At 67.6% G+C, this 24841-nt stretch carries 25 protein-coding genes; 14 read left to right on the top strand and 11 right to left on the bottom strand.

Annotated features, from left to right (window positions below; translation table 11 throughout):
* The 5 genes from NM2_RS23700 to NM2_RS23680 all read right to left on the bottom strand — a co-directional run.
* A partial coding sequence (locus NM2_RS23700) for an enoyl-CoA hydratase-related protein (protein ID WP_174575667.1) occupies positions 1-284 on the bottom strand: 284 nt, incomplete at its 3' end.
* Between the two features lie 25 nt (positions 285-309).
* Positions 310-1674: a cytochrome P450 gene (locus tag NM2_RS23695; protein WP_439956909.1), complete on the bottom strand. Its 1365-nt coding sequence runs from the start codon at positions 1672-1674 to the stop codon at positions 310-312.
* A gap of 11 nt (positions 1675-1685) precedes the next feature.
* The gene (locus NM2_RS23690; protein ID WP_067672904.1) at positions 1686-2546 is read right to left on the bottom strand and encodes a mycofactocin-coupled SDR family oxidoreductase; all 861 of its coding nucleotides are present in this window, start codon (positions 2544-2546) and stop codon (positions 1686-1688) included.
* A gap of 229 nt (positions 2547-2775) precedes the next feature.
* Positions 2776-3984: a CaiB/BaiF CoA transferase family protein gene (locus NM2_RS23685; protein WP_067672902.1), complete on the bottom strand. Its 1209-nt coding sequence runs from the start codon at positions 3982-3984 to the stop codon at positions 2776-2778.
* Positions 3981-5471 carry an aldehyde dehydrogenase family protein gene (locus NM2_RS23680; protein WP_067672900.1) on the bottom strand — a complete coding sequence of 497 codons (1491 nt, stop codon included), beginning with the start codon at positions 5469-5471 and terminating at the stop codon, positions 3981-3983. The genes NM2_RS23685 and NM2_RS23680 overlap by 4 nt, the downstream gene beginning before the upstream one ends.
* Before the next feature lie 450 nt (positions 5472-5921).
* Here NM2_RS23680 and NM2_RS23675 point away from each other — a divergent pair, with 450 nt between their 5' ends.
* Positions 5922-6512, top strand: a complete 591-nt coding sequence (locus NM2_RS23675; protein WP_245718179.1) for a hypothetical protein — start codon at positions 5922-5924, stop codon at positions 6510-6512.
* Positions 6513-6657: 145 nt separating this feature from the next.
* On the top strand, positions 6658-7293 hold the full coding sequence (locus NM2_RS23670; protein WP_245718178.1) for a TetR/AcrR family transcriptional regulator: 636 nt from the start codon (positions 6658-6660) through the stop codon (positions 7291-7293).
* A 63-nt stretch (positions 7294-7356) separates the two neighbouring features.
* On the opposite strand, the gene NM2_RS23665 is transcribed toward NM2_RS23670, so the two are convergent.
* From NM2_RS23665 to NM2_RS23650, 4 genes are all read right to left on the bottom strand, one after another.
* A complete protein-coding gene (locus NM2_RS23665) occupies positions 7357-8160 on the bottom strand; it encodes an LLM class flavin-dependent oxidoreductase (RefSeq protein WP_067672896.1) in 804 nt (267 codons plus the stop codon).
* A 234-nt stretch (positions 8161-8394) separates the two neighbouring features.
* The gene (locus NM2_RS23660) at positions 8395-9690 is read right to left on the bottom strand and encodes an MFS transporter (protein ID WP_084531477.1); all 1296 of its coding nucleotides are present in this window, start codon (positions 9688-9690) and stop codon (positions 8395-8397) included.
* Between the two features lie 164 nt (positions 9691-9854).
* A complete protein-coding gene (locus NM2_RS23655; RefSeq protein WP_067672892.1) occupies positions 9855-10559 on the bottom strand; it encodes a GntR family transcriptional regulator in 705 nt (234 codons plus the stop codon).
* A 47-nt stretch (positions 10560-10606) separates the two neighbouring features.
* Positions 10607-12022, bottom strand: coding sequence for an aldehyde dehydrogenase family protein (locus NM2_RS23650; RefSeq protein ID WP_084531475.1), 1416 nt, complete (start codon positions 12020-12022; stop codon positions 10607-10609).
* An 87-nt stretch (positions 12023-12109) separates the two neighbouring features.
* Between NM2_RS23650 and NM2_RS23645 the strand changes: the two genes are divergently transcribed.
* The 12 genes from NM2_RS23645 to NM2_RS23590 all read left to right on the top strand — a co-directional run bounded on the left by NM2_RS23645 (position 12110) and on the right by NM2_RS23590 (position 23934).
* Positions 12110-13024 (top strand): dihydrodipicolinate synthase family protein, encoded by a 915-nt coding sequence (locus NM2_RS23645; RefSeq protein ID WP_067672889.1) that lies wholly within the window; start codon positions 12110-12112, stop codon positions 13022-13024.
* A gap of 137 nt (positions 13025-13161) precedes the next feature.
* A complete protein-coding gene (locus NM2_RS23640; RefSeq protein WP_067672886.1) occupies positions 13162-14172 on the top strand; it encodes a dihydroxyacetone kinase subunit DhaK in 1011 nt (336 codons plus the stop codon).
* A complete protein-coding gene (locus NM2_RS23635; protein ID WP_067672883.1) occupies positions 14169-14807 on the top strand; it encodes a DAK2 domain-containing protein in 639 nt (212 codons plus the stop codon). The genes NM2_RS23640 and NM2_RS23635 overlap by 4 nt, the downstream gene beginning before the upstream one ends.
* Before the next feature lie 151 nt (positions 14808-14958).
* Positions 14959-16344 (top strand): ABC transporter substrate-binding protein, encoded by a 1386-nt coding sequence (locus NM2_RS23630; RefSeq protein WP_067672880.1) that lies wholly within the window; start codon positions 14959-14961, stop codon positions 16342-16344.
* 27 nt (positions 16345-16371) lie between these two features.
* Positions 16372-17322 carry a carbohydrate ABC transporter permease gene (locus NM2_RS23625; protein WP_067672877.1) on the top strand — a complete coding sequence of 317 codons (951 nt, stop codon included), beginning with the start codon at positions 16372-16374 and terminating at the stop codon, positions 17320-17322.
* Between the two features lie 8 nt (positions 17323-17330).
* Complete coding sequence (locus NM2_RS23620) at positions 17331-18188, top strand: carbohydrate ABC transporter permease (protein ID WP_067672874.1); 858 nt, start codon at positions 17331-17333, stop codon at positions 18186-18188.
* A 43-nt stretch (positions 18189-18231) separates the two neighbouring features.
* Positions 18232-19437 (top strand): lactonase family protein, encoded by a 1206-nt coding sequence (locus tag NM2_RS23615; RefSeq protein ID WP_067672871.1) that lies wholly within the window; start codon positions 18232-18234, stop codon positions 19435-19437.
* On the top strand, positions 19434-20333 hold the full coding sequence (locus tag NM2_RS23610) for a hypothetical protein (RefSeq protein WP_067672868.1): 900 nt from the start codon (positions 19434-19436) through the stop codon (positions 20331-20333). Before NM2_RS23615 ends, NM2_RS23610 begins: the two co-directional genes overlap by 4 nt.
* Complete coding sequence (locus NM2_RS23605) at positions 20326-21306, top strand: substrate-binding domain-containing protein (protein ID WP_084531472.1); 981 nt, start codon at positions 20326-20328, stop codon at positions 21304-21306. The genes NM2_RS23610 and NM2_RS23605 overlap by 8 nt, the downstream gene beginning before the upstream one ends.
* 47 nt (positions 21307-21353) lie before the next feature.
* Positions 21354-22217 (top strand): amidohydrolase family protein, encoded by an 864-nt coding sequence (locus NM2_RS23600; protein ID WP_067672865.1) that lies wholly within the window; start codon positions 21354-21356, stop codon positions 22215-22217.
* Positions 22218-22225: 8 nt separating this feature from the next.
* Positions 22226-23260 carry an amidohydrolase family protein gene (locus NM2_RS23595; protein ID WP_067672862.1) on the top strand — a complete coding sequence of 345 codons (1035 nt, stop codon included), beginning with the start codon at positions 22226-22228 and terminating at the stop codon, positions 23258-23260.
* Positions 23257-23934, top strand: a complete 678-nt coding sequence (locus NM2_RS23590; RefSeq protein WP_157121264.1) for a 4-carboxy-4-hydroxy-2-oxoadipate aldolase/oxaloacetate decarboxylase — start codon at positions 23257-23259, stop codon at positions 23932-23934. Before NM2_RS23595 ends, NM2_RS23590 begins: the two co-directional genes overlap by 4 nt.
* Positions 23935-23952: 18 nt before the next feature.
* Here the strand turns inward: NM2_RS23590 and NM2_RS23585 are convergent, their stop codons facing one another.
* Both NM2_RS23585 and NM2_RS23580 read right to left on the bottom strand, forming a co-directional pair.
* Positions 23953-24393 (bottom strand): hypothetical protein, encoded by a 441-nt coding sequence (locus NM2_RS23585; RefSeq protein ID WP_067672859.1) that lies wholly within the window; start codon positions 24391-24393, stop codon positions 23953-23955.
* The gene (locus NM2_RS23580; RefSeq protein WP_067672856.1) at positions 24386-24709 is read right to left on the bottom strand and encodes a hypothetical protein; all 324 of its coding nucleotides are present in this window, start codon (positions 24707-24709) and stop codon (positions 24386-24388) included. Before NM2_RS23580 ends, NM2_RS23585 begins: the two co-directional genes overlap by 8 nt.
* Between the last annotated feature and the right edge of the window lie 132 nt (positions 24710-24841).

Here is a 24841-nt window from a genome sequence, read left to right as displayed (position 1 = left end):
CGGAGCGAATACTCCAGATAGCGCCGAGTCTCGAACTCGTACAACCGATCCAGCGTCATCTTGGACGGGGCGGCGGACGAGCCGCCGCCCTTGAGATCGTGACCGGCGGAGAAGTGCTTGCCCTCGGCGCGCAACACGATGACCGCCACGTCGTCGTCGGCCGCGGCCCGGGTCCAGGCCGCATCGAGTTCATCGAGCAACGCGATGTTCTGCGCGTTGGCGGCCTCGGGCCGGTCCAGGGTGATGGTCGCCACCGCGCCAGTGGCCTCGTAACGGATGTGCAATGCAAACTCCTGCGTGATCGGGTGCTCAATCGCTGCCGGTCGAGGACCGCCCGGCGGTGACCGGCGCGGCGAGTTCCTGTTCGTCGCACATGCGCTGGAGGCGGTCGAGGGTTTCGTCCAGGCCCGCGCCGAGCCGGGGGCCCGGTGTGAAGGTCGCCGGCAGGTTACGCATGCCCTGAATGACTCCGATGGTGTCGTAGTGCACGGTGCCGTCGGGATCGCAGACGAAATCGGGCATCCGGTCGAGCACCGCGGTGAGCATTCGCTTGAAGACCGTGCGCGCCACGTTCGACCCGATGCAGCGGTGGATGCCGAGCCCGAAACTGTAGTGCCGGTTACCTTTTCGGTCCAGGACGACGGTATCGGGGTCTTCGAACACCTTCGGGTCGCGATTGGCCATCGCCCACGAAAGCCACAGCCGTTCACCCTCTTTGAACTGCTGGCCGACCATCTCGCAGTCCTGCGAGAGCGTCCGCCCGTCGCCGGGGGCCGGAGTGAAGAAGCGCAGGAATTCCTCGGTGGCCGAGTTGAGCAGCAGTTCGCGCTCGCGGCTGAGGGTTTCGCGTTCGTCGGGATGCTGTGACAACCATTCGAGCGAATGCGCGGTGAGCGCGGTGGTGGTGTCGAAGCCGCCGCCGATGAGCAGCGCGAGCTGTCCGAGCAACTCCACGTCCGCGGGCTTCTCGCCGTCGACCGTCATGCGCGCCAGCGCATCGATCAGGCCGGGCCGCGGATTTTCGCGGATTTCGTTCAGATTCGCCAGCAGGTCCATGCCCATGGCCAGGTGGAGTTGCTGGACCCGCTTCATATCGGGCGAGCCCGGCGGCGTGTACACCGAGGCATGGGCGGGCTCGTTGTAGATGGCCCACTTCTTCAGCGGGATCCCGAGCATGGCGAGGGTGAGCACGGCCGGGACGATATTGGCCAGGTCGTCGACGAAATCCATTCGGCCGGACTCGATCTTCTCGTCGAGGCAGGCGCGCACGACCTCGTCGACGAACGGGATCCACCGGCTCACCGCGGCGGGGGAGAGGTAGGGGTTGAGCACCTGCCGGTACAGCCGATGCTCGGGATCGTCCATTTCCAGGATTCCGTTGCGGATATCCATGGCGGTGTGCCCCGAGGGAATGGTGATGCCCTGATAGCCGCGCCGTTCGCCGTTCACGTCGCGGTCGTTCGAGACATGGGGGCACCGGGCGAGCTCGAATACCTCGCGGTTACCGGCCGCGACCCAGTGTCCGCCATAGGTTTCGGTCCACGCGATCGGGCATTTGTCCTGCATGTCCTTGGTGATCGACTCGAATTGATGCCGATATTCCGGAGTGTGCCGGTCGAAGTGATAACTACGACGCTGGGTCTCGGATTCCGTTGCTGTACTGCGGTTTTCCACTGCGATGTCCTTTAGATGTGGTAGTCGTACCACTTGAGGTAGCCGCCGCCGTCCACGCGCAATTGCATGCCGGTGATGTAGCGGGCTTCCTCGGAGGCCAGGAATACGATGGCGTTGCTGATGTCCACCGGTTCGATGAACGGGATCGGCATCGCCTGCTGCACCGGGAATACCGGTTCGGCATCGGCGCGGGTCGGATGTTCGAGGTCGGGCCGGAATGCCCGGTACATCGGTTCGCTCTGCAACATGTCGGTATTGCAGTTGGTGGGATGGACGACGTTGGCGCGAATCTTGCGGGCCGCGATATGGGTGGCGAGTTCGTGAACGTACTGGGACAGTCCGCGTTTGGCGACGATGTACGCGATACCGCCGGGATCCGCACCGGGCTGATCGGTTTTCGCCACATCCATCAGCGCCGCGGTCGATCCGGTGGCGATGATGGACGCGCCCTCGTCCAGATACGGCAGTGCGGCCTGGATGGCGTTGATGGTGCCGATCAGATTGGTGTCGATGACATCGGACCATGCCTGCCACGGCGGGTTACCGGACATTCCGGCGATACCCGCCTGTGCCACGACGATATCCAGCCGGCCGAGTTCCGCGACACCGGCGGCCAGCACGGAACGCAGCTGCGCGGCCTCGCGGACGTCGGCTTGTTCGGCGATGATGCGCCGCCCGGTCTTCTCCACGAGATTGGCCGTCTCGTCGAGATCCTCGCGGCGCGCCAGCCGGTAGCCCATGGATTCGATGTCGTGGCAGATGTCCACGGCGATGATGTCGGCGCCCTCCTCGGCCAGTCGCACCGCGTGACTGCGGCCTTGGCCGCGGGCTGCTCCGGTGACGAAGGCGACCTTGCCTTCAACTCGTCCCACTGTCGGTCCTCTCGGGAACTTCTCCGAGTCACTGCGACTCGGCTGTTGCTGGTCCCTGCTTGACGGCAAGCGCGACTGCTCGTTCGCGGCGCCTTCACCAGGGCTTCGGGGAGCCGGAAAGCTCCTAAAGCCTTACAGTAAGTAGTTACCGTAAAGCATTACCGTATCGTATATCACTGTCGCTCCGACCGGAACGAGGTTTACCAACCGAATGGTGGGGGACGTATGTCTACGTCACCGCGCCCACGGTCTTGAGTGCGATGATCCGATCCCAGTCCAGGCCGAGTTCCTGCAGGACCTCATCGGTCTGCGCGGCGAATTCCGGTCCCGGGCTCAGGTCCGGCGGGGTGAGATCGAATTGCACCGGGTTCGAGACCAATTGGAGCTCGCCGGCCGTGCGGATGTACTCGTTGGCCCGGACCTGCGGATCGTCGAGTACCTGTAGCACGTCCTGGACGGGGGCCCACGGACCGGCCAGGGTGGACAGGCGTTCGGTCCATTCGGCCAGCGTCCGGCTGCCGATCGCGGCGCGCAGGATCTCCACGCCCTCGGCGGTGTGCTCGGCGATCGAGGCGGCCGTCGCGAACCGGGGATCATCGGCCAGTTCCGGCCGATCGATGTGGTGGCACACGTCGGCCCAGAACTTGGTGGGCTGCAACATTACGAACGACAGGTGCCGCCCGTCCTTGGTGGCGTACAGACCGACCAGGGGGTTGCTCATCGCCCCGTGCGAGTCGGTGGGGCTCGCCAGCAGCGGTTCGTTCGCGTACGCGGACAACGCGATACTGTGCCCCATCGACCACACGCCGCTGGACAGCAGCGACACGTCGACCACGGACGGCTCGCCGGTGCGTTCGCGTTTGACCAGCGCCGCCGCGATTCCCCCGGCCAGATTCGTGCCGGAGATGGTGTCGCCGAACGCTGGTCCGGGCGGGCCGATCATGCCCGCCACATCGGGCGGGGTGATGGTGGCCGCGACGCCGCCGCGGCACCAGTAGGCGGTCATGTCGTAGCCGCCCTTGTCGGACTCCGCGCCGCGCGGGCCCAGACCGCTGCCGCGGGCGTAGACGATGGCCGGGTTGACCTCCCGGATGTGCTCGACGTCGATGCCGAATTTGCCGCGCGCCGAGGGCAGGAAGCTGGTGAGGAATACATCGGCGGTCTTGGCCAGCTCGTAGATGACCTCTCGCCCTTCGGGTTTGGACATATCGACGCCGATACTGCGCTTGCCCCGGTTGGCGTGTTCGATATTCGGGTTCGGCTCGCCCTCGACGACGAAGTTGCCGATCCGGCGCAGCCCGCGCTGCGGATCGCCGGTGACCGCGTGCTCGACCTTGATGACGTCCGCGCCCCAGTCGGCGAGCACCGCGCCCGCCGACGGCACGAATCCGTACATCGCGACCTCGAGTACGCGAAATCCCTCCAGTGGCTTGCTCATCCGATCACCGCCGCGAGTGTCTTGGTTTCCAGGAATTCCTCGAGTCCGGCGACGCCCATCTCACGGCCGATGCCGGATTGCTTGTAACCGCCGAACGGTGTGTCGACGCCGAAGTACATGCCGCCGTTGATGCTCAGGCTGCCGGTGCGCACGCGCCGCGCCACCGCGAGCGCGCGCTTCTCGTCGGCGCCGAACACCGCGCCGGACAGGCCGTACTGCGAGTTGTTGGCGATGCGGACCGCATCGTCGGTGTCCTCGTAGGGGATGACCGCCAGCACCGGGCCGAACACCTCTTCCTGCGCGATCTCGCTGTCCGGGTGGACATTCGCGAGCACGGTGGGTTCGTAGAACCAGCCCGGATCGACTTTCTTTCCGCCGCGCACGAGGGTGGCTCCGGCATCGACGGCGCGCTGGACCAGGCCGTCGACCTTGTCGCGCTGGCGCTCGCTGATCAGCGGGCCCATGTAGATCGCGGGGTCGGTGGGGTCGCCGTAGCTGATGTTGCCGAAGTGCGCGTTCAGCTGGGCGAGGATCTCGTCCTGCCGCTGCCTCGGCACGAGCAGGCGGGTGGTGATCGCGCAGCCCTGGCCCGCGTGGTTGCACACCGCGAACGCGCAATACAGTGCGGCGGCGCCGAAATCGCCGTCGTCGAGCAGGATCAGCGCGGATTTACCGCCCAGTTCGAGGAAGACCCGCTTGAGCGTGTCCCCGGCCGCGGTCATTATCTGGCGGCCCACCGGTGTGGATCCGGTGAAGGTCACCACGTCCACGTCGGGATGGGTGGTCAGCAGTTTGCCGACCTCGACCTCGGCCGAGGACAGCACGTTGACTACGCCCGCGGGGATGTCGGTGTGCTCGGCGATGATCTCGCCCAGCGCCAGGGTGGCCAGCGGGGTGTCCGGTGCGCCCTTGAGTACCACCGTGCATCCGGCGGCCAGTGCCGGGGACAGCTTGGCCAGTGCCAGCTGATGCGGGAAGTTGTAGGCCGCGATCGCGGAAACGACTCCGGCGGCCTCTCTTTCGACCCAGCGGCGGTGTCGCTGCCCGGCGAAGTCGATCTCGCCGAGGTCCTCGGTGAACGAATAGCCGTTGAGCAGATCGGCGTAGTAGCGCACGATCTCGATCGGCTGTTCGAGCTGATTGGCGTAGGTCAGCATGCGGGTCGCGCCGACCTCGGCGATCGTGAGTTCCCGTAGCTCCTCGACGTTTTCACGCAGGGCGCGATGCAGTTGGTCGAGGCAGTGGGCACGGAAGGCGACGTCGGTTGCCCAGTCGGTGGTGTCGAAGGCCCGCCGTGCCGCGGCGATCGCGGACTCGGCGGCCTGTGTGCCGCCCTCGGGCGCGTGACCGTAGACCGCGCCGGTGGCCGGGTTGAGCGATGGGAAGGTTCCTGCCGCGGCGACGAGCTGTCCGTCGATCAGCATTCGCCTGGTGGGCGCGGTCTGCGGCCCGGGTGGACTGTTCGGATCGTTGTCCTGCGATGACATGGTGTCTCCCTGCCGCCTGACACGGCGGTCCAGGACGCCCGCCCGAGCCGGAAGACCGGCTCGGCGGCATCGTTGCTGCATTGCGTGATGGCGAGTGTCGTCACGGGGGCTGAGCGGCCCGGTGAGACCGCGGTTGTGACGACGCCCACTATATCGAATTACCTTATCGTAAGTGCTTTCCGCAAGGGATTCGGTGAAACTCTCCGGAAGGTGTGTGCCCGTCGCCGCCGGGGGCGGGATCCGCCTGGTACGGGCCGGATCGCGGCACGTCATCGAGAAATAGTCCCCGTTACCGTAAGTGGTTACTGTATAGTCTGGGCAGTGCACCGGGCGCAGCCCGGTCGGGTCCGTCACCGCACTGCGCGGGTCGCGAACGGCTCGACCCCGGCCACTGGGGAAGGGCGTCCGCATGTGTTCCTCGATAGCGTTCCTCGAAAGATCGGAAACCCGATGTCTGTTCTCGCGCCGGATGCCGCGCCTGCGGCCGATCTGCGTCTGCTGCCGGTCGATCGCACGATCGCCCGTGCTCGTCAGCGCTTCCTGCGCTACCGCATGACGGTGGTCGTACAGGACTCGACCGAGGTCGTGCGGTCGGCGGGCGGCTGGTTGTTCGATCGGGTGATGGCGGGCTGGGATGTCACGGTGCTGCTCGCGGACAGCTCCAACCCGCTGCCGTTGCGCATTCTCGGCGCCACCGTGCTGGATCTGAAGGATGTCCGGGCGCTCGAGGTGGCCGGTGTGGTTCCGCATTCGGTCGCGATCTCCGCGGCCCTGTGCGAGTCGGACGCCCACGTGCGGAACCGGGCGCTGGACTGGCTCGAGCGCGGACGGCAGGAGGTCACGCTGTGGGGCGAGCGGTACTCCGAGGAACTCGATTCGCGAACCGAGTCGGCGCAGCATAGGCTGAGCCGCGCTGCTCGCGCGTTCAAATCGTGCGCGCTCTCGGCCGCCGCGGGTTCGGCGGAGTCGGTCGCCGACACCGAGCCGTTCCGGACGGGCGGTCCCACGCTGTCGTGGAGTGCCGGGCACGATTCGATGTGAGGCCGATTCGAATGTGGCAGGACTGCTACGTTCGATTGAAACTGCTCGATTACCCGAAGGGACGATTGTGCGCCAGGAGGCGAGCGGTACTCGGACACCGCGACGGCAGCGTCGTGAGCGTGGCTCGATCACCGTCGAGGAGATCGTGAACGGAGCGTTCGCGCTGGCGGCCGATGTGTCGGTGGAGAAGTTCAGCATGCCGGCGCTGGCCAGGCGGCTCGATGTCGGAGTCACCAGCATCTACTGGTACTTCCACAGCAAGGACCAACTGCTGGAGTCCATGCGGGACCGCGCGCTGGAGCAATACGAGATCGCGCTGCCGTTCACCGGTTCGGGCACCTGGGACGAACGCCTGCGCACTCACTTCGTGGAGATGCGAAAGCTGTTCCGGGACAACCCCGTACTGTGCGATCTGCTGATCATGCACACCGCGTCGTACGGCGCGCACCCGAGCCGCGTCGCGTACGAACGGCTCGAAGCGATCATCGACACGCTCGTGCAGGCGGGATTCACCTCGGAGAACGCACTGGAGACGTACTTCTCGCTGGCCGCGCACAGCCGCGGTTTCGCGATGCTCGAGCGGAGCGAGGGACTCGACACGGCCGCGGGGAAGTGGGCGGCCACGCCGATCGACGAAGAGGCCATGCCCACCCTGGCGAAACTCGCCGCCGAGGGACACAGCCTCAGTCTCGTGCAGGACGGCGTCTTCGAAGCCGGGCTGGAGGCGTTGCTCGAACGGGCGAGGCAGGTGCTGAAGGCGTCGAAGAAGAGGCGGGCATAGCGCGACCGACGGGAACGGGCCGGACCGGAAGCAGGGCTCGTGAAGCCGAACTCCTTGTCCCGCTCAACGTCCGGCGAGTTCGGCGACGACCGGTGCGAACTTGTCGGCGAAGTCGGCGCCGAGGACGAAGTAGGAGAAACCGATCTCCTCCCGTCGCCGCTGGATCTCCTCGACGGCGGCTGCCGGGTCGTCGGGAAGTATCGCCAGCGAATCCGCAGGCATTGCGGCGGTGTCGGTGTCGGGAGGCGCCATGAACGGCGCGACCTCGTCACCGATGATCGGCACATGTAGTGCGAGTTCGGGATCCCCGAGCGCACGGACCTCATGTGCCAGCCGGGTGACTTCGGCCCGCGACTCGTGCGGCATCAGGGCGAAGTTGACCGTATCCGCGACCTGGGCCGCCAGCGCCCGGGCCTTGGGGCCGCGCACGGCCATCACCACGGGGGTGTGAAGGTCGGGGCCGTCGAGATCGCGCAGCGCTGTGATGGTCCCCCGCACCTGTGCCAGCCGCTCGCTCGGCGGGATCACGGGCAGTCCCAGTTCGCGCAGTTCGTCCTCGATGCCGGGTCTGCCGGTGCCGATGCCGAATTCGAAACGGCCGTCGGTCAGTAGCGACAGCGAGTGCGCTTCCCACGCCGTCATCCAGGCCGGGCGCAGCGGGGCGGCGTACACCCAGGTGCCCACACGCAGGTCGGTGAGGGCCGCGGCGGTCGCCAGCATGGGGCCGGGCGCTGGTTGCATGCGCGGGACGTCGGGCGCCAGCAGTGTCGAGTAGCCGCTGTCGGCGATGCGGCGCACGCGATCTCGCCAGATCGACGGGTCGGTTCTGAGCGGGGCAACGACTCCGAATCGGAACGGTCTCGTCATGCCTGGACTCCTGTCTGTCGGTATATCCAGAGGTATCGACGACGGACCCGCTCGAAACTCATCGGTGCAGGGCGATTCGGCCTCCCTCGATCCCCCGCGAACGACCCCGAGGTCGTATCTCCGGATCCGGAGATCTTGCGTAAGGCGTTGGAGGGCAACCTCATTGCGCCGTTCCTCAGCGGGCGGGTACGTCATCGCGGCGACGATCGATGGTGACGGTGCGTCAGCGGTCGCTCACGGCTCGGTGCGGTCGCCGGTCCGGTTGAGCGGCCGCCAGCACGCGGCCGCGCAGGCGGTGAAGCAGATCGCGATGACGACGAAGGACCACCGCGGTCCCCAGTGGTCGGCGATGGACCCGACACCGATTCCGGTGATCGGGCCCATGCCGGGCATGACCATCGTCCAGGCGCCCATGATGCCGCCGCGCAGGTCGTCGGGGGAGGCCAATTGGGTGACCGTGTTGGCAAGTGCGATCAGGCAGATCGAGCACATGCCGCACAGCACCGCTCCGGGGAAGGCCAGTGCGGCCGGGCCCAGACCGGTGATCAGGGTTGCCAAACCTGTTGCGGCGGCGGCGAATACGACTCGCCGTCCCCGGTCGCGCCGGCCGAGCTTGGATGCGAGGATCGCGCCCGGCAGCGAGCCGACGCCCAGGCAGGCCACCAGCGCGCCGTAACCGGCGCTGGGCAGATGCAGGGATTCGGAGGCGAATTGCGGGAAGTAGGACGTGGTGCTGACCAGGGTCGTGCTGACCACCGCGAGGAGCAGGCAGGAGCGGATCGGCGGTGAGCGCAGCGCGACACGCACCGCGTCGCGGACCCGTCGCCGCGGCGCGGCGGCATGACGAGGCGGGCTGAACCGTGGCGGATAGCGCAGCAGGACCAGGGCGGGCGGTAGATATGTGATCGCGTTGACCAGGAAGCAGACCGCTGGTCCGAGCGTGCCGAGCAGGACGCCGCCGATCGCCGGGCCCGTCATGCGGGCCAATGACAGGCTGACCTCGTAGAGTCCGATCGCCTGGGGGAGATGTTCGCGGCCGACGTACTGCACCACGATCAGCTGGCGCGCGGGGCCGTCGAAGGCGGTGATGACACCGGCGACGAAGGTCAGCGCGTAGATGATCCTCACGTCGGGTGCGCCGCTGGCGAGTGTGATCACGCCGAGCGAGCCGCTGGCGACCAGCGCCGCGATCTGCGTGCACAGCAGCACCGCTCGCGGGCCGAGCCGGTCCACGACGGTGCCGGTGAACAGGCTCAGCAGCAGCCCGGGGCCTTGGCCGGCGACGATCAGCAGCGCGAGCGCCAGCCCACTGTGGGTTTGCAGGTAGACCAGCCAGGCCGCGCCGATGTTCTGCGTCTGCAGTCCCGCCGAGGACAGGATCTGGGCGAAAAACCAAGAGCGGTAGTCGCGTTCGCGCAGCAGACCGCCGCGGCCGGACCGGCTGACCGCGGATGTCGGTGGTGCGGATTCGGGCGCGGTGCTCCCGGTCTGGCAGTCCGGGCGGATCATGGTCACCTCTGGTGCGGTCATCGAGCGGACGCTGCGCTGGGGCGAACCGGCCGATGTCTTTGGGCCGGAACCGATCCGGATCTCGGCGGCGGGGTCCGTCCGTGCGCGAGGACCGCTGTGGCAGATAGTTCTCGGGTGGCTGTGAATGCGTCCTGGCGGTCGATCGACCGGTAGGACGTGCGGGTTCAGGTCGCGGGCTGCTCCCCGTCCACCTTCGAGACGACGATCTTGATCTTCTGCAGAGCGCGGGTGAGGTGGCCGCGGAACTCTTCCTCGGCTTCGGCCGCGGTGCCGTTCTCGAGCGCCGAGAGCAGCGTGAGGTGGTCCGGAATCAGCCTGCTGAGGTCGTCGGGATTCTTGCGGGACAGGAATGCGCGCACTCCACGGAACTGCATCACCACCGAATGCCAGGTCTTGACCAGCAGGGCGCTGCCGGCCAGTTCGCATACGGCCTCGTGGAAACGCAGGTCGGCCTCCAGGGCCGCCATACCGTCCTTCGCGGCGACCGCCGCGGACAGCTGTTCCAGGGCGGCTCGGCACGCGCTGGTGTCGACGGTGTCCTCGCGACGCTTGATGCGCCGGACCGCCCACGCTTCGAGTTCCTCACGCAGCTCGTAGGTTTCGGCGATCTCGTTCCAGCTGAACGAACGAACAGCCCAGCCTCGATACGGGAGACTCGAGATGATGCCCTCGTCGGTCAGCTGCCGGAGCGCTTCACGCACCGGAGCCTGTGAACTGCCGTATTCGTCGCAGAGCTGCGCGACGATGAGCCGGTGTCCCGGCGGGAACGTTCCGTCCAGTATGCTCGCCCGGACGCTGGCGTAGATCCGCCGCTGGACGGTCGTGTCCAGGATCCGATCGGTCCGCCCTGCTGCCTGCCCACCTGCCATGCGCGCAACCGTACCGTGTGCCGGCTGTTGGTCATCCGACCGGCTAATCATGACCGGGAGCCCGGGCTCGGCCGGTCGGGGAAGTTCTGCAATACGACCGGACGCAGGAATCGATCCAGGGCGAAGCGGCCGACGGCGGTGTCCCGGGCGGAACTGCTGGCGGGGTAGGGGCCGCCGTGCTGCATCGCCGTGGTCACCGCGACTCCGGTCGGCCACTCGTTGAGCAGGACCCGTCCGGCGAACCGGGCCAGCCGGTCGGCCAGGGTCCAGGTCGGGAGGTCCGGTTCGGCGGTATGGATAGCGGCGGTCAGCTCGCCCCGGAACAGGCTCGCCGCGGCGAGCAGTTCGTCTTCGTGGTCGTAGCGGACGAAAACCGCTGCCGGGCCGAAGAGTTCGGCGAGATAGGGCTCCGGGTCGTCCAGGACGGCGCGCAGCGAGACCTCGTAAGCCCGTGGTGCGACGGCGTCCCCGTCGTCGTTGCCCGCGTAAATCGTGGTGACGCCGGGAAGGGCGGCGAGCCGGGAGGTTTCGGCGAGGAAGCGCTCGCGGATGGAACCGGTCAGCATCCGGGCGGCGGACACGGCGGCGGCCTTCTGCCCGATGACCTCCAGGTCGGCCGACGCGGGCAGGAATACGATGCCGGGCTTGGTGCAGAACTGCCCGACACTCAGGGTGAACGAGGTGACCAATCCGGCGAGGGTGTCGTTGTTCGCGGCGGAGGGCAGGATGAAGATCGGGTTGACGCTGCCGAGTTCGCCGTAGAACGGCACCGGGCGCGGCCGGGCGGCGATCAGGTCCGCGAGTAGGCGGCCGACGGCCGTGGATCCGGTGAACGAGACCGCTTCCACGCCGTCGTCGACGATGAGGGCGCGACCGGCCTCATCGCCTTCGATCAGGGCGAATGTGCCTGCGGGATAGCCCTTTTGCTCGATGACCTCCGTGGCGAGGGCCGCGACGGCACGGGAGAGTTCGAGGTGGCCGGGGTGCGCCTTGACGATCACGGTGCAGCCGGTCGCCAGTGCCGACGCGGTGTCCCCGCCCAGCACCGAGAACGCGAAGGGAAAGTTCGAGGCGGCGAAGACCGCCACCGGCCCGAGCGGCACCAGCCGCCGAGCCAGCCTCGGGCGGGGCGCGACCGGCCAGTCCGGATCGGCGTCATCGGTTCCGCCGTCGAGGAATTCGCCATCGGTGACCTGGTCGGCCAGGAACCGTAGCTGAAACGCCGTGCGGCCCAGTTCGTTGTGCAGTCGCGGCAGCGGCAGCGCCGTCTCGGTGTGCGCGATCGCGACGAGTTCGGATTCGTGCTCCTGCAATGCGTCGGCCAGCGCTCGAAGCAGATCGGCGTGTTCGGTTGGCGTCCGCGCGAGATTCGTCGCGAAGGCGGTGGTCGCGTGCTGCACGACCGATTGCACGAACTCGGTGTCCGCCGCGTTCTGCACGGCTGGGGTGTTCACGACCGTCACTCGTCTGCCTCCTCGGTAGTTGCGCGATTATCGATTATCGACCATAGTCTCTCTGGACGACAGCACCAACAGAAGGATCCGATTCACATGGCAGTGCTCACCAAAGACGACGTGCGCGGCATCTTCCCCCCGCTGTACACACCCTTCGACGCGGACGGTGAGATCAACGAGGCGGCGTTCCTGGCCGACATCGACTACCAGCTGCAATTCCCGGTGACCGGCCTCGTCGTCGGCGGCAGCACCGGTGAGGGGCATGCGCTTTCGGGGGAGGAGCTGACCAGGCTGACCCGCCTGGCCGTCGAGCGGGTGGCGGGCCGGGTTCCGGTTGTGACCGGGATCATCACCACGACCACCCGCGACGCCGTTGCCCGCGGCCGCGCGGCGAAGGACGTCGGCGCGGTCGGCGTGATGGTGACCCCGCCGATCTACCAGGCCCCGAGCTTCGACGGATTCGTCGATTTCTACGACCGGATCCACCGTGAGACCGAGCTGCCGGTCATCATCTACAACGTGCTGGCCTCGGCCTCGGTGACTCCCGAGGTCACCCGCAAGCTGGCGGACATCGACGCGGTCATCGCCACCAAGGAGAGCGTTGGCGGCTCGTTCGCGACGCTGTCGGAACTGCTCGATACCGTCGCCGACCGGATCTCGGTGACGTGGGCGCAGGACCACCTGCTGTTCCCCGGACTCGCCCTGGGCGCGACCGGTTCGATCTCCGGCACCGGCGCGATGTTCCCCGCCGAGAGCATCGCGATGTTCGACGCCATCCAGCGCAACGACTTCGCCGAGGCCCAGCGCATCCACTACGCCATCGCGCCGCTGACGCGTGCGGTGATGAACGGCAAGAACTGGCCGTCGTGGGTCAAGGCGGTCGCCACCCTGCAGGGCCGCGAGGTCGGACCGGCGCGCGCACCCTTCGTGCCGCTGTCGAAGGAGGAGCTCGAGTTGCTGGAGCAGGGGCTTGGAGTGGCGAAGACCGCGCTGTCCGGGAACGCGTCCTGAGCTGAATTCGCAGTTCCTGGTGATCGAGGTGGCAGGGGGATGGCCGGGACGGTGACCACCGCTGTCCTGCCGCCCGCCGCCTGCGCCGCGACAGCTGTGAGGGGGCTGTACGCGGTGTCCCGGACAAGGAGACTTTCGTGAAGAAACTGATCAATCAGCCGGACCGATTCGTCGACGAGGTCATCGACGGGCTGCTCCTGGCGCACCCCGATCAGCTGCGCTCGGCATCGGAGGACAACCGGGCGCTCGCCCGGGCCGATGCCCCGGCGGCCGGACGGGTAGGCATCGTGACCGGCGGAGGGTCTGGGCACCTTCCGATGTTCCTGGGGTATGTGGGCCGGGGACTGTGCAGCGCGGTCGCGATCGGCAACGTGTTCTCCTCGCCGTCGGCCGAGCAGATGCTCGCCGCGACGCGAGCAGCCGACGGCGGTGCGGGTGTGCTTTACCTGTACGGGAACTACGGCGGGGACGTGTTCAACTTCGACCTCGCCGGTGATCTGGCCGAGGTGGAGGGTATCGACACCCGGACCGTCCTGGTCACCGACGACGCGCTCAGCGCACCCGCCGAGCGGGCCTCGGAACGTCGCGGTGTCGCGGGAATGGTGTTCGCCTTCAAGATCGCGGGGGCCGCGGCCGAACGCGGCGACTCCCTCGACGAGGTCGCTCGGCTGGCCGCCAAGGCGGTCGCCGCGACCCGCACGGTCGGCGTCGGTCTTTCCCCGACGATCCTGCCCGAGGCGGGCAAGCCCACCTTCACGATCGGCGATGACGAGATGGAGATCGGCATCGGGATCCACGGTGAGCCGGGAGCCGAGCGGACGAAGTTGAAGTCCGCGGACGAGATCGCGACGACCCTCATCGAGGCCGTGCTCGCGGATCTGCGGCCGGAATCGGGAAGCCGGGTGGCGATCCTGGTCAACGGGCTCGGCGCGACACCGCCGGAGGAGCTGTATCTGCTGTACCGCCGCGCGCGGGCCGTGCTCGACGCGAACGGCCAGGTCGAACATCGCAACTACATCGGCGAATTCGCGACCAGCCTCGAGATGGCGGGTGCTTCGATCACGGTCATCGCTCTCGACGATGAACTCGCCGAGTTGCTGGACGCGCCCGCGTCCTCGCCCTTCTTCACCCAGGCAGTGCGATCATGAGCGCGGATCTGCCCACCGATATGGTCGTCGGGATCCTCGACGACGCTCTCGACCGGCTCACCGGCCGGACCGAGTACCTGCGCGAACTCGACGCCGCCGTGGGCGACGGCGATCTCGGTATCACCGTCGGCCGGGGCGCTGCCGCGGTCCGGGAAGCGCTGCGGACCGCCACGCCCGCGGACCTCGAGGGAGTGCTGATCACCGCGGCCTCGGCCTTCTCCCGGGCGAACCCGTCCACGATGGCGGCGTTGGTCGGCACGGGACTGCTCGCCGCGGCCAAGGGCGTCGCGCCCGGCGTGCTGTTCTCCCCGGCTCTGGTCCCGGACATCCTGCGGGCGGTCTACGACCGGATCGCCGAGCGAGGCAAGGCCGACCTGGGCGACAAAACCGTTCTGGACGCCATCGCGCCCAGCATCGTGGCGGCCGCGAACGTCGCTCCGGGAACGCTTCTCGCCGCCATGATCGACGCGGCGCAGAGCGGACTCGACGCGACGACGAATCTGCCGGGCCGGCGCGGCCGGGCGGGATGGGTCGGGGAGCGCGGGGTCGGGCACCCGGACCCGGGTGCGGCGTTCTACGTGGAGCTGCTGCGGGCGATCGCCGCCGCGGCCGAGTCGTCGGCAGAGCCGAACTGACCGCAATTTATCGATAATCGAGTATCCCTTTGTCCTGGTGGCGACGATGTGATCGGGTGAGCCATATGGCTCCACCGCCGGATCTCGTCCCGCCGACCTCCGCACGAGGTGGGACTCGAAGCACGACTCAATGACGAGATACGAGGTCTCAATGACGAGAGCACTCAGGTACCGCGGAACGACCGTGATACTCAGCGGTCTGGTGGTGGTGCTCGTTTTCGCGACGAGCGCCTGCGGCCGGCACTGGCCGACGGCGACCGGCGGGGGATCGGCAAAGGCGGTGGCGTTGCCCGCAGAGCTGACCCGCGCGGCCCAGGACAGGGCGACCGCCGACAACGGCGGCAAGAAGATCGGCGGTTCGCTCAACGTCGTCGGCATCGTCAGCGGACCGGAGGGCGCCATCCTGGCCGCGGCGCTGAAACCGTTCGAGGACGCGACGGGTATCAGGGTCAACTATCAGGGCTCGCACGACGCGAACACCATCGTGTCCACCCGCCTGAGCGCGGGCACGCCCCCGGACGTCTATTACGCGGGCACATCCGGCGGCCTGAAAACATATCTGAAGGGCGGACACCTCGTGCCGCTGAACACGTTCATGGACGTCGACGCTCTGCGGAACGAGTTCTCGCCGCAGCTGATCAACTCGATGACGGTCGAGGGAAACCTCTACGGCCTGTTCGCCGAGACCGACTCGTACGTCCTGTGGCACAACCCGAAGAGCTACACCGGCCCCTCCTCCTTCGGCGCCTGGGAAGATCTCGCGGCCTGGTCCAAGCGCCAGGCCGAGACCGGCACCGCGCCGTGGTGCATGGCGTTCAGCCAGGGCGCGGGCACCGGCGCGGCAGCCACGTACTTCATCGAGAGCATCATGCTCGCCCAGCACGGACCGCGGGTCGTGGACCGGTTCACCCGCGGCGAACTGCCCTTCACCTCCCCGGAGGTGAAACAGGCGTTCAGCGAGTTCAGCAAGATCGCCAGCGATGACCGCATGGTCGACGGCGGCCCGTACCAGGCATTGTCGACCCCGACCGCGCAGATCGGCGCGGGAATGTTCACCCGGCAGCCCTCGTGTCAGCTGACCCAGTACGGCGAATTCGGGCAGAACGTGTTCATGTCGAACAGCCCCCGCAAGCTGGCGCCCGGCGTCGACATCGCATCCCTGCCGTTCCCGCCCGGTCACTCCGGCGGCAGCCAGCTGATGAACGGTCACGTCGCCTATCTGATGAAGGACACCCCGCAGGGCCGGGCCTTCATGCGCTATTACGCGAGCGCGGAATTCCAGTCGCTGCTGGCGGCGGGCGGCGAATGGACAGTGGCGAACAAGAAGGTCGCACCGTCGGCGCTGCCGAACCAGCCGATGCGTGACATCCAGGCGCATATGGACCACGCCACCTCCGCGGTGCTCGGCTCGCTCACGCAGATGGACCCGGTTCTGCTCAGCGCGTACTACCGGGCCTGCGTCAACGTGATCGCCGATCCCTCGAGTCTGGACGCGATCCTGCAGGGCATCGAAGAGATCCGGGCCGGAAACGAGTAGCAACATGGCTGTTCCAGGAGTGAATCCATGACGAATCTGATCGTCGGCGTGATCGCCATCCCGATCGTGGTAACCGGTTGGCTGATCGCGACCGAGAAGGTCACGGTCCCGATCCGCAGGACGAGCCTGCGAGCGCGGGTCCGCGCGGGAGCGTGGTTCCTGCCCGCCGCGGCGGTGCTCGGCGCCGTTCTGATCTACCCGGTGCTGTACAGCATCGTGAAAAGCTGCTACAACGCCGACGGATCCGACTTCGTGGGCTTGTCGAACTACTGGCGGATATTCACCAACGCCTCGGTACTGCCCGTGCTGCGGAACAACCTGATCTGGGTCGTCGCGTTCACCGTGGTGACCACCCTGGTCGGGCTGATCGTGGCGATCTGCGCGGACCGCGTCCGCTACGAGCGGATCGCGATGACGATCGTCATGCTGCCCACCGCGATCTCGCTGACCGCGACGGCCGTCATCTTCCAGCTGATGTACCAGTACCGGTCGGAGCACAAGCCGCAGACCGGCACCGTTTCCGCGCTGGCCTCGCTGATTCCTGGCATCGGGTCGCAGGCATGGATCCAGAACCCGCGGCTGAGCACGTTCTCGATCATCCTGGCCGCGGTGTGGGTGCACGCGGGCATCGCCACCATCATCCTGTCGACCGGCGTCAAGGCGATCCCGGCCGAACTCGTCGAGGCCGCCCGGATCGACGGGGCCAACGGACTGGGGATCCTGCGGCACGTCACGCTGCCGGTGCTCTGGCCGACCATCGTGACCGTCGGGACGATCCAGGTCATCTACGCCCTGAAGATCTTCGACATCGTCTACATCATGACCGGCGGTTCCTACAACTCGGACGTCCTCTCCAACAAGATCTACACCGAGCTGTTCCTGGCCAACGACCTCGGACAGGCCAGTGCGCTGTCGGTGTTCCTGGTCGTGCTGGTACTGCCCATCGTCTACTTCAACATCAGGCAGCTGCGGAAATGAGACAGCCCATGCGTACAGCCACCGCGTCGGTGGCTCGGCGACTCGCACGGATCCCCACCCACGTGTTTCTCATCGTGGTGTGCGTGGCGTGGGTGGTGCCGATCCTCGGAATGCTCGTCAGCTCGTTCATCCCGAACACGTTCAGCGTGAACAACGGCTGGTGGACGGCGGTGGCGAGAGCCCCGTTCGGCGTGAACAACTATCTGAACGCCTTCAACCAGAACCATCTCGGGCCGAAGTTCCTGGCGAGTATCGCGATCGCCGTGCCCACCACGGTGATCGGCGTCCTGCTCTGCTGCGTCGCCGCGTTCGTGCTGACCATCATGTCGCTACCCGGACGCCGGGCGGTCCTGCTCTTCGTCACCGCACTGCAGGTGATCCCGCCGCAGATCGTGCTGGCTCCGCTGTTGCGCATGGTGCACAGCGTCGGCTTGGACGGGACCGTGGCCTCGGTGTGGATCTACGAATTGGGATTGTCGGTCCCGTTCGGAATCCTGGTCCTGACCGCCGCGTTCGAGTCGGTCCCCCGGGAACTGGTCGAGGCCGCGTCGATCGATGGCGCGTCGAATGTCGACACCTTCCTGCGCGTCGTGGTCCCGGTGACCCGGGGCAGCATCGCCGGGGTCGGCGTCATCTTCTTCCTCTGGGGCTGGAACGAGTTGCTCGGTCCGCTGATCTTCATCGGCGCGCAGGGCAGCAACTCCCCGCTGACGACGACGATCGCCAGCCTGGCCCAGGGGGAGACCCAGGACCAGAACCTGATCCTGGCCGCCGCGGCGCTCTCGATCGTGGTGCCCGCCGCGGTATTCCTTGCCCTGCAACGGTTCTTCGTGCGAGGCGTGCTCGGCGGCGCGGTCAAGGGGTGAGCTGTGTTCGTCCCCGGCCGGGGCTCGACTGGAGGAAGGAAATATGAACCTCACGGCACATGAACGACTCGTGATGGTGTCGTCCTGGACCGACGGCCTGTACGGCGCGGGCGATCGCGGGGGAGTGCACGTCTACCGAATCGCCGAGCCGGACGGAGAATGGGAGCTCGTCGGCACCCACGACACGAACCTGAACGTCGGTTTCCTCGCGTTCGATCCGGTTCGGCCCGCGGTCTACGTGCTCGATGAGCGCAAGGACATCGTCGGCGGGACCGGCGGCGGCTTCGCCACCAGCTATGCGATCGACCCGGAAACCGGGCGGTTGACCCGCGAGGACACGGTGTCCTCGGTGGGGCCCAACCCGTCGTATGTGAGTGTCGACCCGAAGGGCCGGTTCGTCTTCGTGGCCAACCACGGCAACGCGCACCACGCGGCGGTTCGCGTCCGCTGGGACGACCGGACGCGCACCGCCGCGGCGGACATGCTGTACGACGACGGGACGGTCGCCGTGCTGCCGGTCCGGTCCGGGGGGCTCGGCCCGGTGTGTCACGTGGAGATTCTGGCCGCCGAACCGGGCCCCGACCCGACCCATCAGCGGGGTTCGCACCCGCACGCCGCCCTGATCGATCCCACCGGGCGTTTTCTGGTCGTCTGCGACAAGGGCACGGATCGGATCCGGACGTTCCGGATCCACGAGGACGGCCGCCTCGGCGCGGCGGGCGGCTATTGGTCCGCGGCCGGGCGCGCGCCTCGGCACCCGGCGTTCCACCCGTCGAACGGGCTGCTCTACGTGGTGAACGAATTGCATTCCAGCATAGACGTTTTCGCGTTGAACACCGACGACGGTTCGCTCGAATACCGGCAATCGGCATCGACGGTGCCGTTCCGCGACCCGGGCGACAACCACCCGTCCGATATCGCCTTCCATCCCGGCGGCGGCTACCTGTACGCGAGCAATCGCGGCGATGACTCGGTCTGCGTCCTGGCCGTGGACCCGGCGGACGGCACGTTGGAGCCGCTCGAACTCGTCGATGCCGGAGGCGGGCGACCGCGCGGGATCACCGTGGACCCGGACGGTCGCGCGGTGTACGTGGCCTGCACCGACTCCGGCGTCGTGGCCGTGCACCGGATCGACCTCTTGACCGGGAAACTGCTCGCGGACCGTCGGGAGATCCCGGTGCCGCGGCCGACTTGCATCCGATTCCTGCCCGCGACCCGGGGATCGATCACCACGGGAGACGACCTGTGAAGCGTTTGAAGATCGCCGTCGGACCGCACGCTCATCTGGAACCGCTGCGCGACGGACGGGTCACCAGCTCGCTCGTCGAGTTCGACTTCGCCGACCACCCTGTCATCAGCCGGGCGTTCGCGCCGATGGTCGAGCGCCAGGCGTTCGACGTCTCGGAGATCGCCCTGGGCGCGTTCCTCCAGGCGCACGCCGCCGGAAAACCGCTGGCCCTGCTGCCGGCCGTCGAGGTCGGCGGTTTCCACCACGCGTACCTGCGCCGCCTCGCCGCCTCCGACCCGGTGCCGCTGACGGAAGTATCGGGCGGGACACTCGGAAGCCGCTCCTACAGCCAGACCACCGGACTGTGGGTGCGCGCGATTCTCGCCGAACAGTTCGGCGTCGACCTGGACACGATCACCTGGCTCACGCAGGAGGCCGCGCACAGCGCCGGCTACACCGACCCGCCCAACGTGCGGCGCGATCCGCAGGCTCGCTCGACGCCCGACCTGCTCGATGCCGGGGAGATCGTCGCGGCGGTGATCGGCCCCGAGATCGAGGGGACCGTCCCCGTGCTCCCCGATCCCACGGCCGCCGCGGACGAGTGGTTCGCCGAACACCGGACCGTCGGAATCAATCACATGATCTGCCTGACCCACGAGGTCTGCCAGGACGCGGATGTCGTGGCCGAGGTGTACCGGATGATCACCGAATCGCATGCCCTCGTGCTCGGTGCGGCCGAAGACCGCGAGCTGCTACCGGGCGTCCCGGGAGCCGTCCGGGAGGGCGTCGAGCGGGTCCGCGCCGCGTTCGACCTCGGTGCCCGGTACGCGCGGGACCAGCGGATGATCCCGAGCGCTCCCCGGCTCGACGAGGTGCTCCCCGAGTCGCTGCGGGACGCAGGAGGCAGCCGTGCCTGAACGTCCTTCCACCGGCGAACTGTCGATGGTGATCGCGGAGTACCCGCACACCGGGGCGCTGATCCGCGAACCGGTACGCACACCGTCCGGGCTGCTGCTGCGGCACGTTCCCGTGCACCCGATCGTCGACGCCTACCGTCGCATGGTCCGCGGACTCGAATTCGACATCTGCGAGCTCGCGATCTCGACCTACCTGATCGCCCGGGAGCACAGCGTTCCCGTCACCGCGCTGCCCATCCCGCTGAACCGGCGCTTCCACCACGGCGACGTGGTGTGCCGGGCCGGGCGAGGGATCCGCTGCGCCGCGGACCTGGCAGGACGTCGAGTCGGCGTGCGCGCCTACTCGGTGACCTCGGGGATGTGGGTGCGTGGACTCCTGCGCGAGTACGGACTCGACGACGCCGGCGTGACCTGGGTCGTCGACGACGAGGAACACGTCCGGGAGTTGCGTCTGCCCGGCAACGTGGTGTCCGCGCCCGACGGCCGGTCCCTCGCGGACCTGTTCGCCTCCGGCGACATCGACGCGGCCATGACCGGATGGGCGGGCATCGGGCGCACCGGCGCGGCGGCCGGGGGGTGGGCCGAAACCGACTCCTCGCGCGAGGACGCGTACCAGCTGTTCGCCGACCCGGCCGCCGAGGAACGGGCCTGGTTCGAGCGGACCGGCATCTACCCGATTCACGGCGTGCTCGTGGTCCACGACGAGACTCTGCGCGCCCATCCGCGGCTGGCCGAGGAACTGTGGGCGCTGTTCGGCAATTCGCGAGCGGACCTCATGAGTGAAATCGCTTCCGGCAGTACAGATCCCGAGGTCCAGCGTTACCGCGAGCTGATGGGCGTCGTCGGTGACGACCCGCTGCCGTACGGGCTCGCGGCCAACGAGGTGAGTGTCGAGGCCGCGATCCGCTTCTGCCGCGACCAAGGTCTGCTGACCCGCAGCCCCTCGCCCGCGCAGATATTCCATCCCGTGTGACTTCGCGCGGTCGCAACACCGCAGCAGTCCAGCCAACCAGGAGAACGATGCGATATATCGACATCCACACCCATGTCATCTCGCCCGACCGCGACGCCTACCCCCTCGATCCGCTCGGCGGCGTGCAGTCGGGCTGGTCGCAGGAGCGGACGCTGACCCCGCGGCAACTGCTCGACGCGATGGACGAAGCGGGTGCGGACAAGGCCGTCGTGGTGCAGGCATCCACCGCCTACGGTTTCGACAACAGCTACGTCGCGGACTCCGTGGAAAAGCACGGTGACGGTCGGCTGCTCGGCGTCGGCTCGGTCGACATCCTGGCCGGCGACGCGACGGACCGGCTCGACCACTGGGTGAATCAGAGGGGCCTGGTCGGCATCCGGCTGTTCTCCACCGGCAGCACCATGCCGAGTCAGGCCACCTGGCTGAACGACCCGCGCACCTTCGACGCCTGGGGCTGGATGCAGGACAACGACCTACCGGTCTGCGTGCAGATGCGGCTTTCGGGCATCCCGCGGTTGCTCGACATCCTCGCGAGGTTCCCGCGCCTGCGCATCGTCCTGGATCACGCGGCCCAGCCCGACCTCGAAGGCGGGCCACCCTACCCCAACTCCGCCGCGTTGTTCGAGCTGAGCCGCTTCGAGAACGTCCATCTCAAGCTGACCAACGACAATTTCGAGCGTGCGGCCGCCCGCGAAGGCGGCGCGCAAGGACTCGTCGCGGCCCTGGTGGAACATTTCACGGCGCGCCGAATCGCTTGGGGGACAAACTTTCCCGCTACGGAGGGGAGGATGAGCGACCTCGTCCGCGCCGCCGAGACCGCGTTGGCCGGACTCGATGAGCGCGACCGGCAGATGATCTTCGCCGACACGGCCCTGTCGCTCTACCCGCGTCTGCGCGAGCAGGAAAGCTGAGGGGACAGATGGTTTCGAAGATCGATATTCACGGCCACTACACGTCCGCACCACCGCAGTTGGACGCCTTCCGCGGTCGTCAACTGGGCGAGGTCAACAAGTCCCGCAAGAAGAATCTGGGCATCGATGACGAAGAGATCGTCGCATCGCTGGCCGCCAATCTCGCCGCCATGGACGCGCGCGGGATCGACCTGGTGCTGTTCTCGCCCCGCGCGTCGGGCATGGGACACGACTACGGCGATGCGCGGATCAGCCGCATCTGGACAGAGGTCAACAACGATCTCATCCATCGCGTCCGCGGCCTGTTCCCGAACCGGTTCGCCCCGGTGTGCCAGCTGCCGCAGAGTCCGGGCTCGCCGCCGCAGGAGTGGCTCGACGAACTCGACCGCTGTGTGCTCGAACTCGGTTTCGTCGGGTGCAATATCAACCCGGACATCTCCGGCGGGCTGACGCCGCTCACCCCGTCGCTCGCCGACCCCTACTGGTATCCGCTGTGGCAGCGGATGGTCGAACTGCGCGTCCCGGGCATGATCCATGCCAGCTCGACCCACGTGCCCGGCATGCACGTCAACGGCGCGCACTACCTGGCCTGGGATCACGCCGCGGTGGTGGAACTGACCGCATCGGCGGTATTCGACGAGTTCCCGGACCTGCGACTCGTCATCCCGCACGGCGGTGGCGCGACCGCATTCCATTTCAACCGGCACCGGTCGCTGCATCGGGCGGAGGGTCTGCCGCCGTTCGAACAGGCGGTGCGCAACCTGCACTTCGACACCTCGGTGTACGACGGTGATTCGATCGGCATGCTGGTGCGCAAGATCGGGGCCCGGAACATCCTGTTCGGCACCGAGATGTTCGGCACCGCGCGCGGGGACGACCCCGAGACGGGCAGCCCGTTCGACGACGTCGGGCGGCTGATCGATGGTCTCGCCGAGCTGACGGCGCAGGACCGCGATCTGGTGCTGTTCGAGAACGCGCTGCGCATCTACCCGCGACTCGCCGACCACCCGGCGGTGCGCGGCTCGGAAGGAGCAACCGCGTGAGCCACGGTCCGAAGATCGTCCACTCGATCACCCGAGCCGACGCCGAAAGTGTCAGTGCCCTGGGCGAACTCGGCACGGCCACCGTGCACGAGGCGTACCGGCGGCGGGGTTATCTGGCCGGTATCGAGCAGCGAGTGCCCGGCGCGCGGCTGGCCGGAACCGCGGTCACCTGCCTGAACTACCCCGCCGACAACCTCATGCTCCAGGCCGCGATCGACGTGTGCCGTCCCGGTGACGTGCTGATCGTCGCGGTGACGGCCCCGTCGGTGCACGGCATGCTCGGTGACCTCCTGGCCACCTCCTGCCGAGCCCGCGGACTCGCCGGTGTCGTGCTGGACTCGGGAGTGCGCGACATCGACGAACTGCGCGCCATGGGCTACCCGATCTTCAGCCGCGGGATCTCCGCCCTGGGCACGACCAAGACCGGCCTGGGCTACGTGAACGTCCCGGTGAGCTGCGGCGGGGTTGTGGTGTACCCCGGTGACGCGGTGATCGGCGACAGCGACGGAGTGGTCGTCGTCGAACAGGACGCCGTCGCCGAAACGCTCCGGCTGGCGCGCCTGCGGGAGCGGAACGAAGCGGGGATCCGCACGAAACTCTCGGACGGGAACTCCTCGCTCGAACTCGGCGGGCTGCACGAGTTCCTCGTCCGAGAGGGTGTGGAGGGCGCCTGACCCGACTGTGATCCCTTGTCAGCGACCGGCTTTCGCGGCTTCCTCGGCCAAGACCGGCAGCACGTGCTCGGCGAACAGGCGCATGGTGCGGTGGGCGTCCTCGGTCCGGACGCCCGGGGTGCGAACTTCCAGCCCGAGGTGAGTGGTCAGGCCCTGCGGATGCTCGCCGCGCACGATCGGGAGGTAGAAGTCGATGATCTGATCGACCGTACCCACGATGGGGGTCGCGAAGGCGACCTGCTGACCGGTCTCGGCTCCCTTGCGCAGCGTCTCCATGGACACCAGCGCCGACTCCGGCGGCTGCTTCCCCTCGAGATCCTTGCGCGAGCCGTAGACGTTGCTCATCCACAGACACGGTTCGGCGATGGACTCGAAGGCTTCCTCCCAGGTGTCGGCGATACCGACGGGATTCACGAAGCCGATCAGGTGATCCTCGGCGCGGCGGCCGTTTTCAGCCATCACTCGCCGGTATGTGCCGGTGTGGTCGGGTGCGCGCGATGCGTTCCAGCACCGGGAACAGCTCGCCCGGGTACATGTCGAGCCCGCCGAGGTCCGCGCTCACCAGACCCCATCCGATTCCCGTGCCGCGCAACAACTCCAGCGCGCGGTCGGTCATCCTGCCCGCCGCCTCGCAGGCTTCGGCTTCGGCCTCCAACTCCGCGGCGACCCTCTCGACAGCCGACAACAGCCGGTCGCGGTGTTCGGCCGAGGCCGGATCGGCACCCGGACGACCAGCCGGTGTGGCCGGTGCGGTGATCTGGTCGGAAGCTGCCATGGAACCTCGATCGGGTTGCTGCGAATGACGCAGGTGAACAGGCGAACCGGCGAAGACGCGTTCGCCGTGTGACTCGCACCATATGATATTTCAGTATTGGTATCAAGATATTTCACTGACTGGGATTCACTT

Source organism: Nocardia miyunensis NBRC 108239, assembly GCF_001613065.1.
In the GTDB taxonomy this organism is placed as follows: Bacteria; Actinomycetota; Actinomycetes; order Mycobacteriales; family Mycobacteriaceae; genus Nocardia; species Nocardia miyunensis.
Note: the sequence above shows the minus strand (reverse complement) of the source record. Positions and strands in the feature narration are given on the sequence as shown.

What these genes read in the sequence shown, in the direction of transcription:
- NM2_RS23685 (WP_067672902.1), bottom strand. Translation starts at nt 3,984, where the DNA reads ATGAGCAAGCCACTGGAGGGATTTCGCGTACTCGAGGTCGCGATGTAC.
- NM2_RS23660 (WP_084531477.1), bottom strand. Translation starts at nt 9,690, where the DNA reads ATGACCGCACCAGAGGTGACCATGATCCGCCCGGACTGCCAGACCGGG.
- NM2_RS23585 (WP_067672859.1), bottom strand. Translation starts at nt 24,393, where the DNA reads ATGGCTGAAAACGGCCGCCGCGCCGAGGATCACCTGATCGGCTTCGTG.
- NM2_RS23615 (WP_067672871.1), top strand. Translation starts at nt 18,232, where the DNA reads ATGAACCTCACGGCACATGAACGACTCGTGATGGTGTCGTCCTGGACC.
- NM2_RS23625 (WP_067672877.1), top strand. Translation starts at nt 16,372, where the DNA reads ATGACGAATCTGATCGTCGGCGTGATCGCCATCCCGATCGTGGTAACC.
- NM2_RS23680 (WP_067672900.1), bottom strand. Translation starts at nt 5,471, where the DNA reads ATGTCATCGCAGGACAACGATCCGAACAGTCCACCCGGGCCGCAGACC.
- NM2_RS23580 (WP_067672856.1), bottom strand. Translation starts at nt 24,709, where the DNA reads ATGGCAGCTTCCGACCAGATCACCGCACCGGCCACACCGGCTGGTCGT.
- NM2_RS23655 (WP_067672892.1), bottom strand. Translation starts at nt 10,559, where the DNA reads ATGGCAGGTGGGCAGGCAGCAGGGCGGACCGATCGGATCCTGGACACG.
- NM2_RS23595 (WP_067672862.1), top strand. Translation starts at nt 22,226, where the DNA reads ATGGTTTCGAAGATCGATATTCACGGCCACTACACGTCCGCACCACCG.
- NM2_RS23635 (WP_067672883.1), top strand. Translation starts at nt 14,169, where the DNA reads ATGAGCGCGGATCTGCCCACCGATATGGTCGTCGGGATCCTCGACGAC.
- NM2_RS23645 (WP_067672889.1), top strand. Translation starts at nt 12,110, where the DNA reads ATGGCAGTGCTCACCAAAGACGACGTGCGCGGCATCTTCCCCCCGCTG.
- NM2_RS23665 (WP_067672896.1), bottom strand. Translation starts at nt 8,160, where the DNA reads ATGACGAGACCGTTCCGATTCGGAGTCGTTGCCCCGCTCAGAACCGAC.
- NM2_RS23620 (WP_067672874.1), top strand. Translation starts at nt 17,331, where the DNA reads ATGCGTACAGCCACCGCGTCGGTGGCTCGGCGACTCGCACGGATCCCC.
- NM2_RS23675 (WP_245718179.1), top strand. Translation starts at nt 5,922, where the DNA reads ATGTCTGTTCTCGCGCCGGATGCCGCGCCTGCGGCCGATCTGCGTCTG.
- NM2_RS23630 (WP_067672880.1), top strand. Translation starts at nt 14,959, where the DNA reads ATGACGAGAGCACTCAGGTACCGCGGAACGACCGTGATACTCAGCGGT.
- NM2_RS23600 (WP_067672865.1), top strand. Translation starts at nt 21,354, where the DNA reads ATGCGATATATCGACATCCACACCCATGTCATCTCGCCCGACCGCGAC.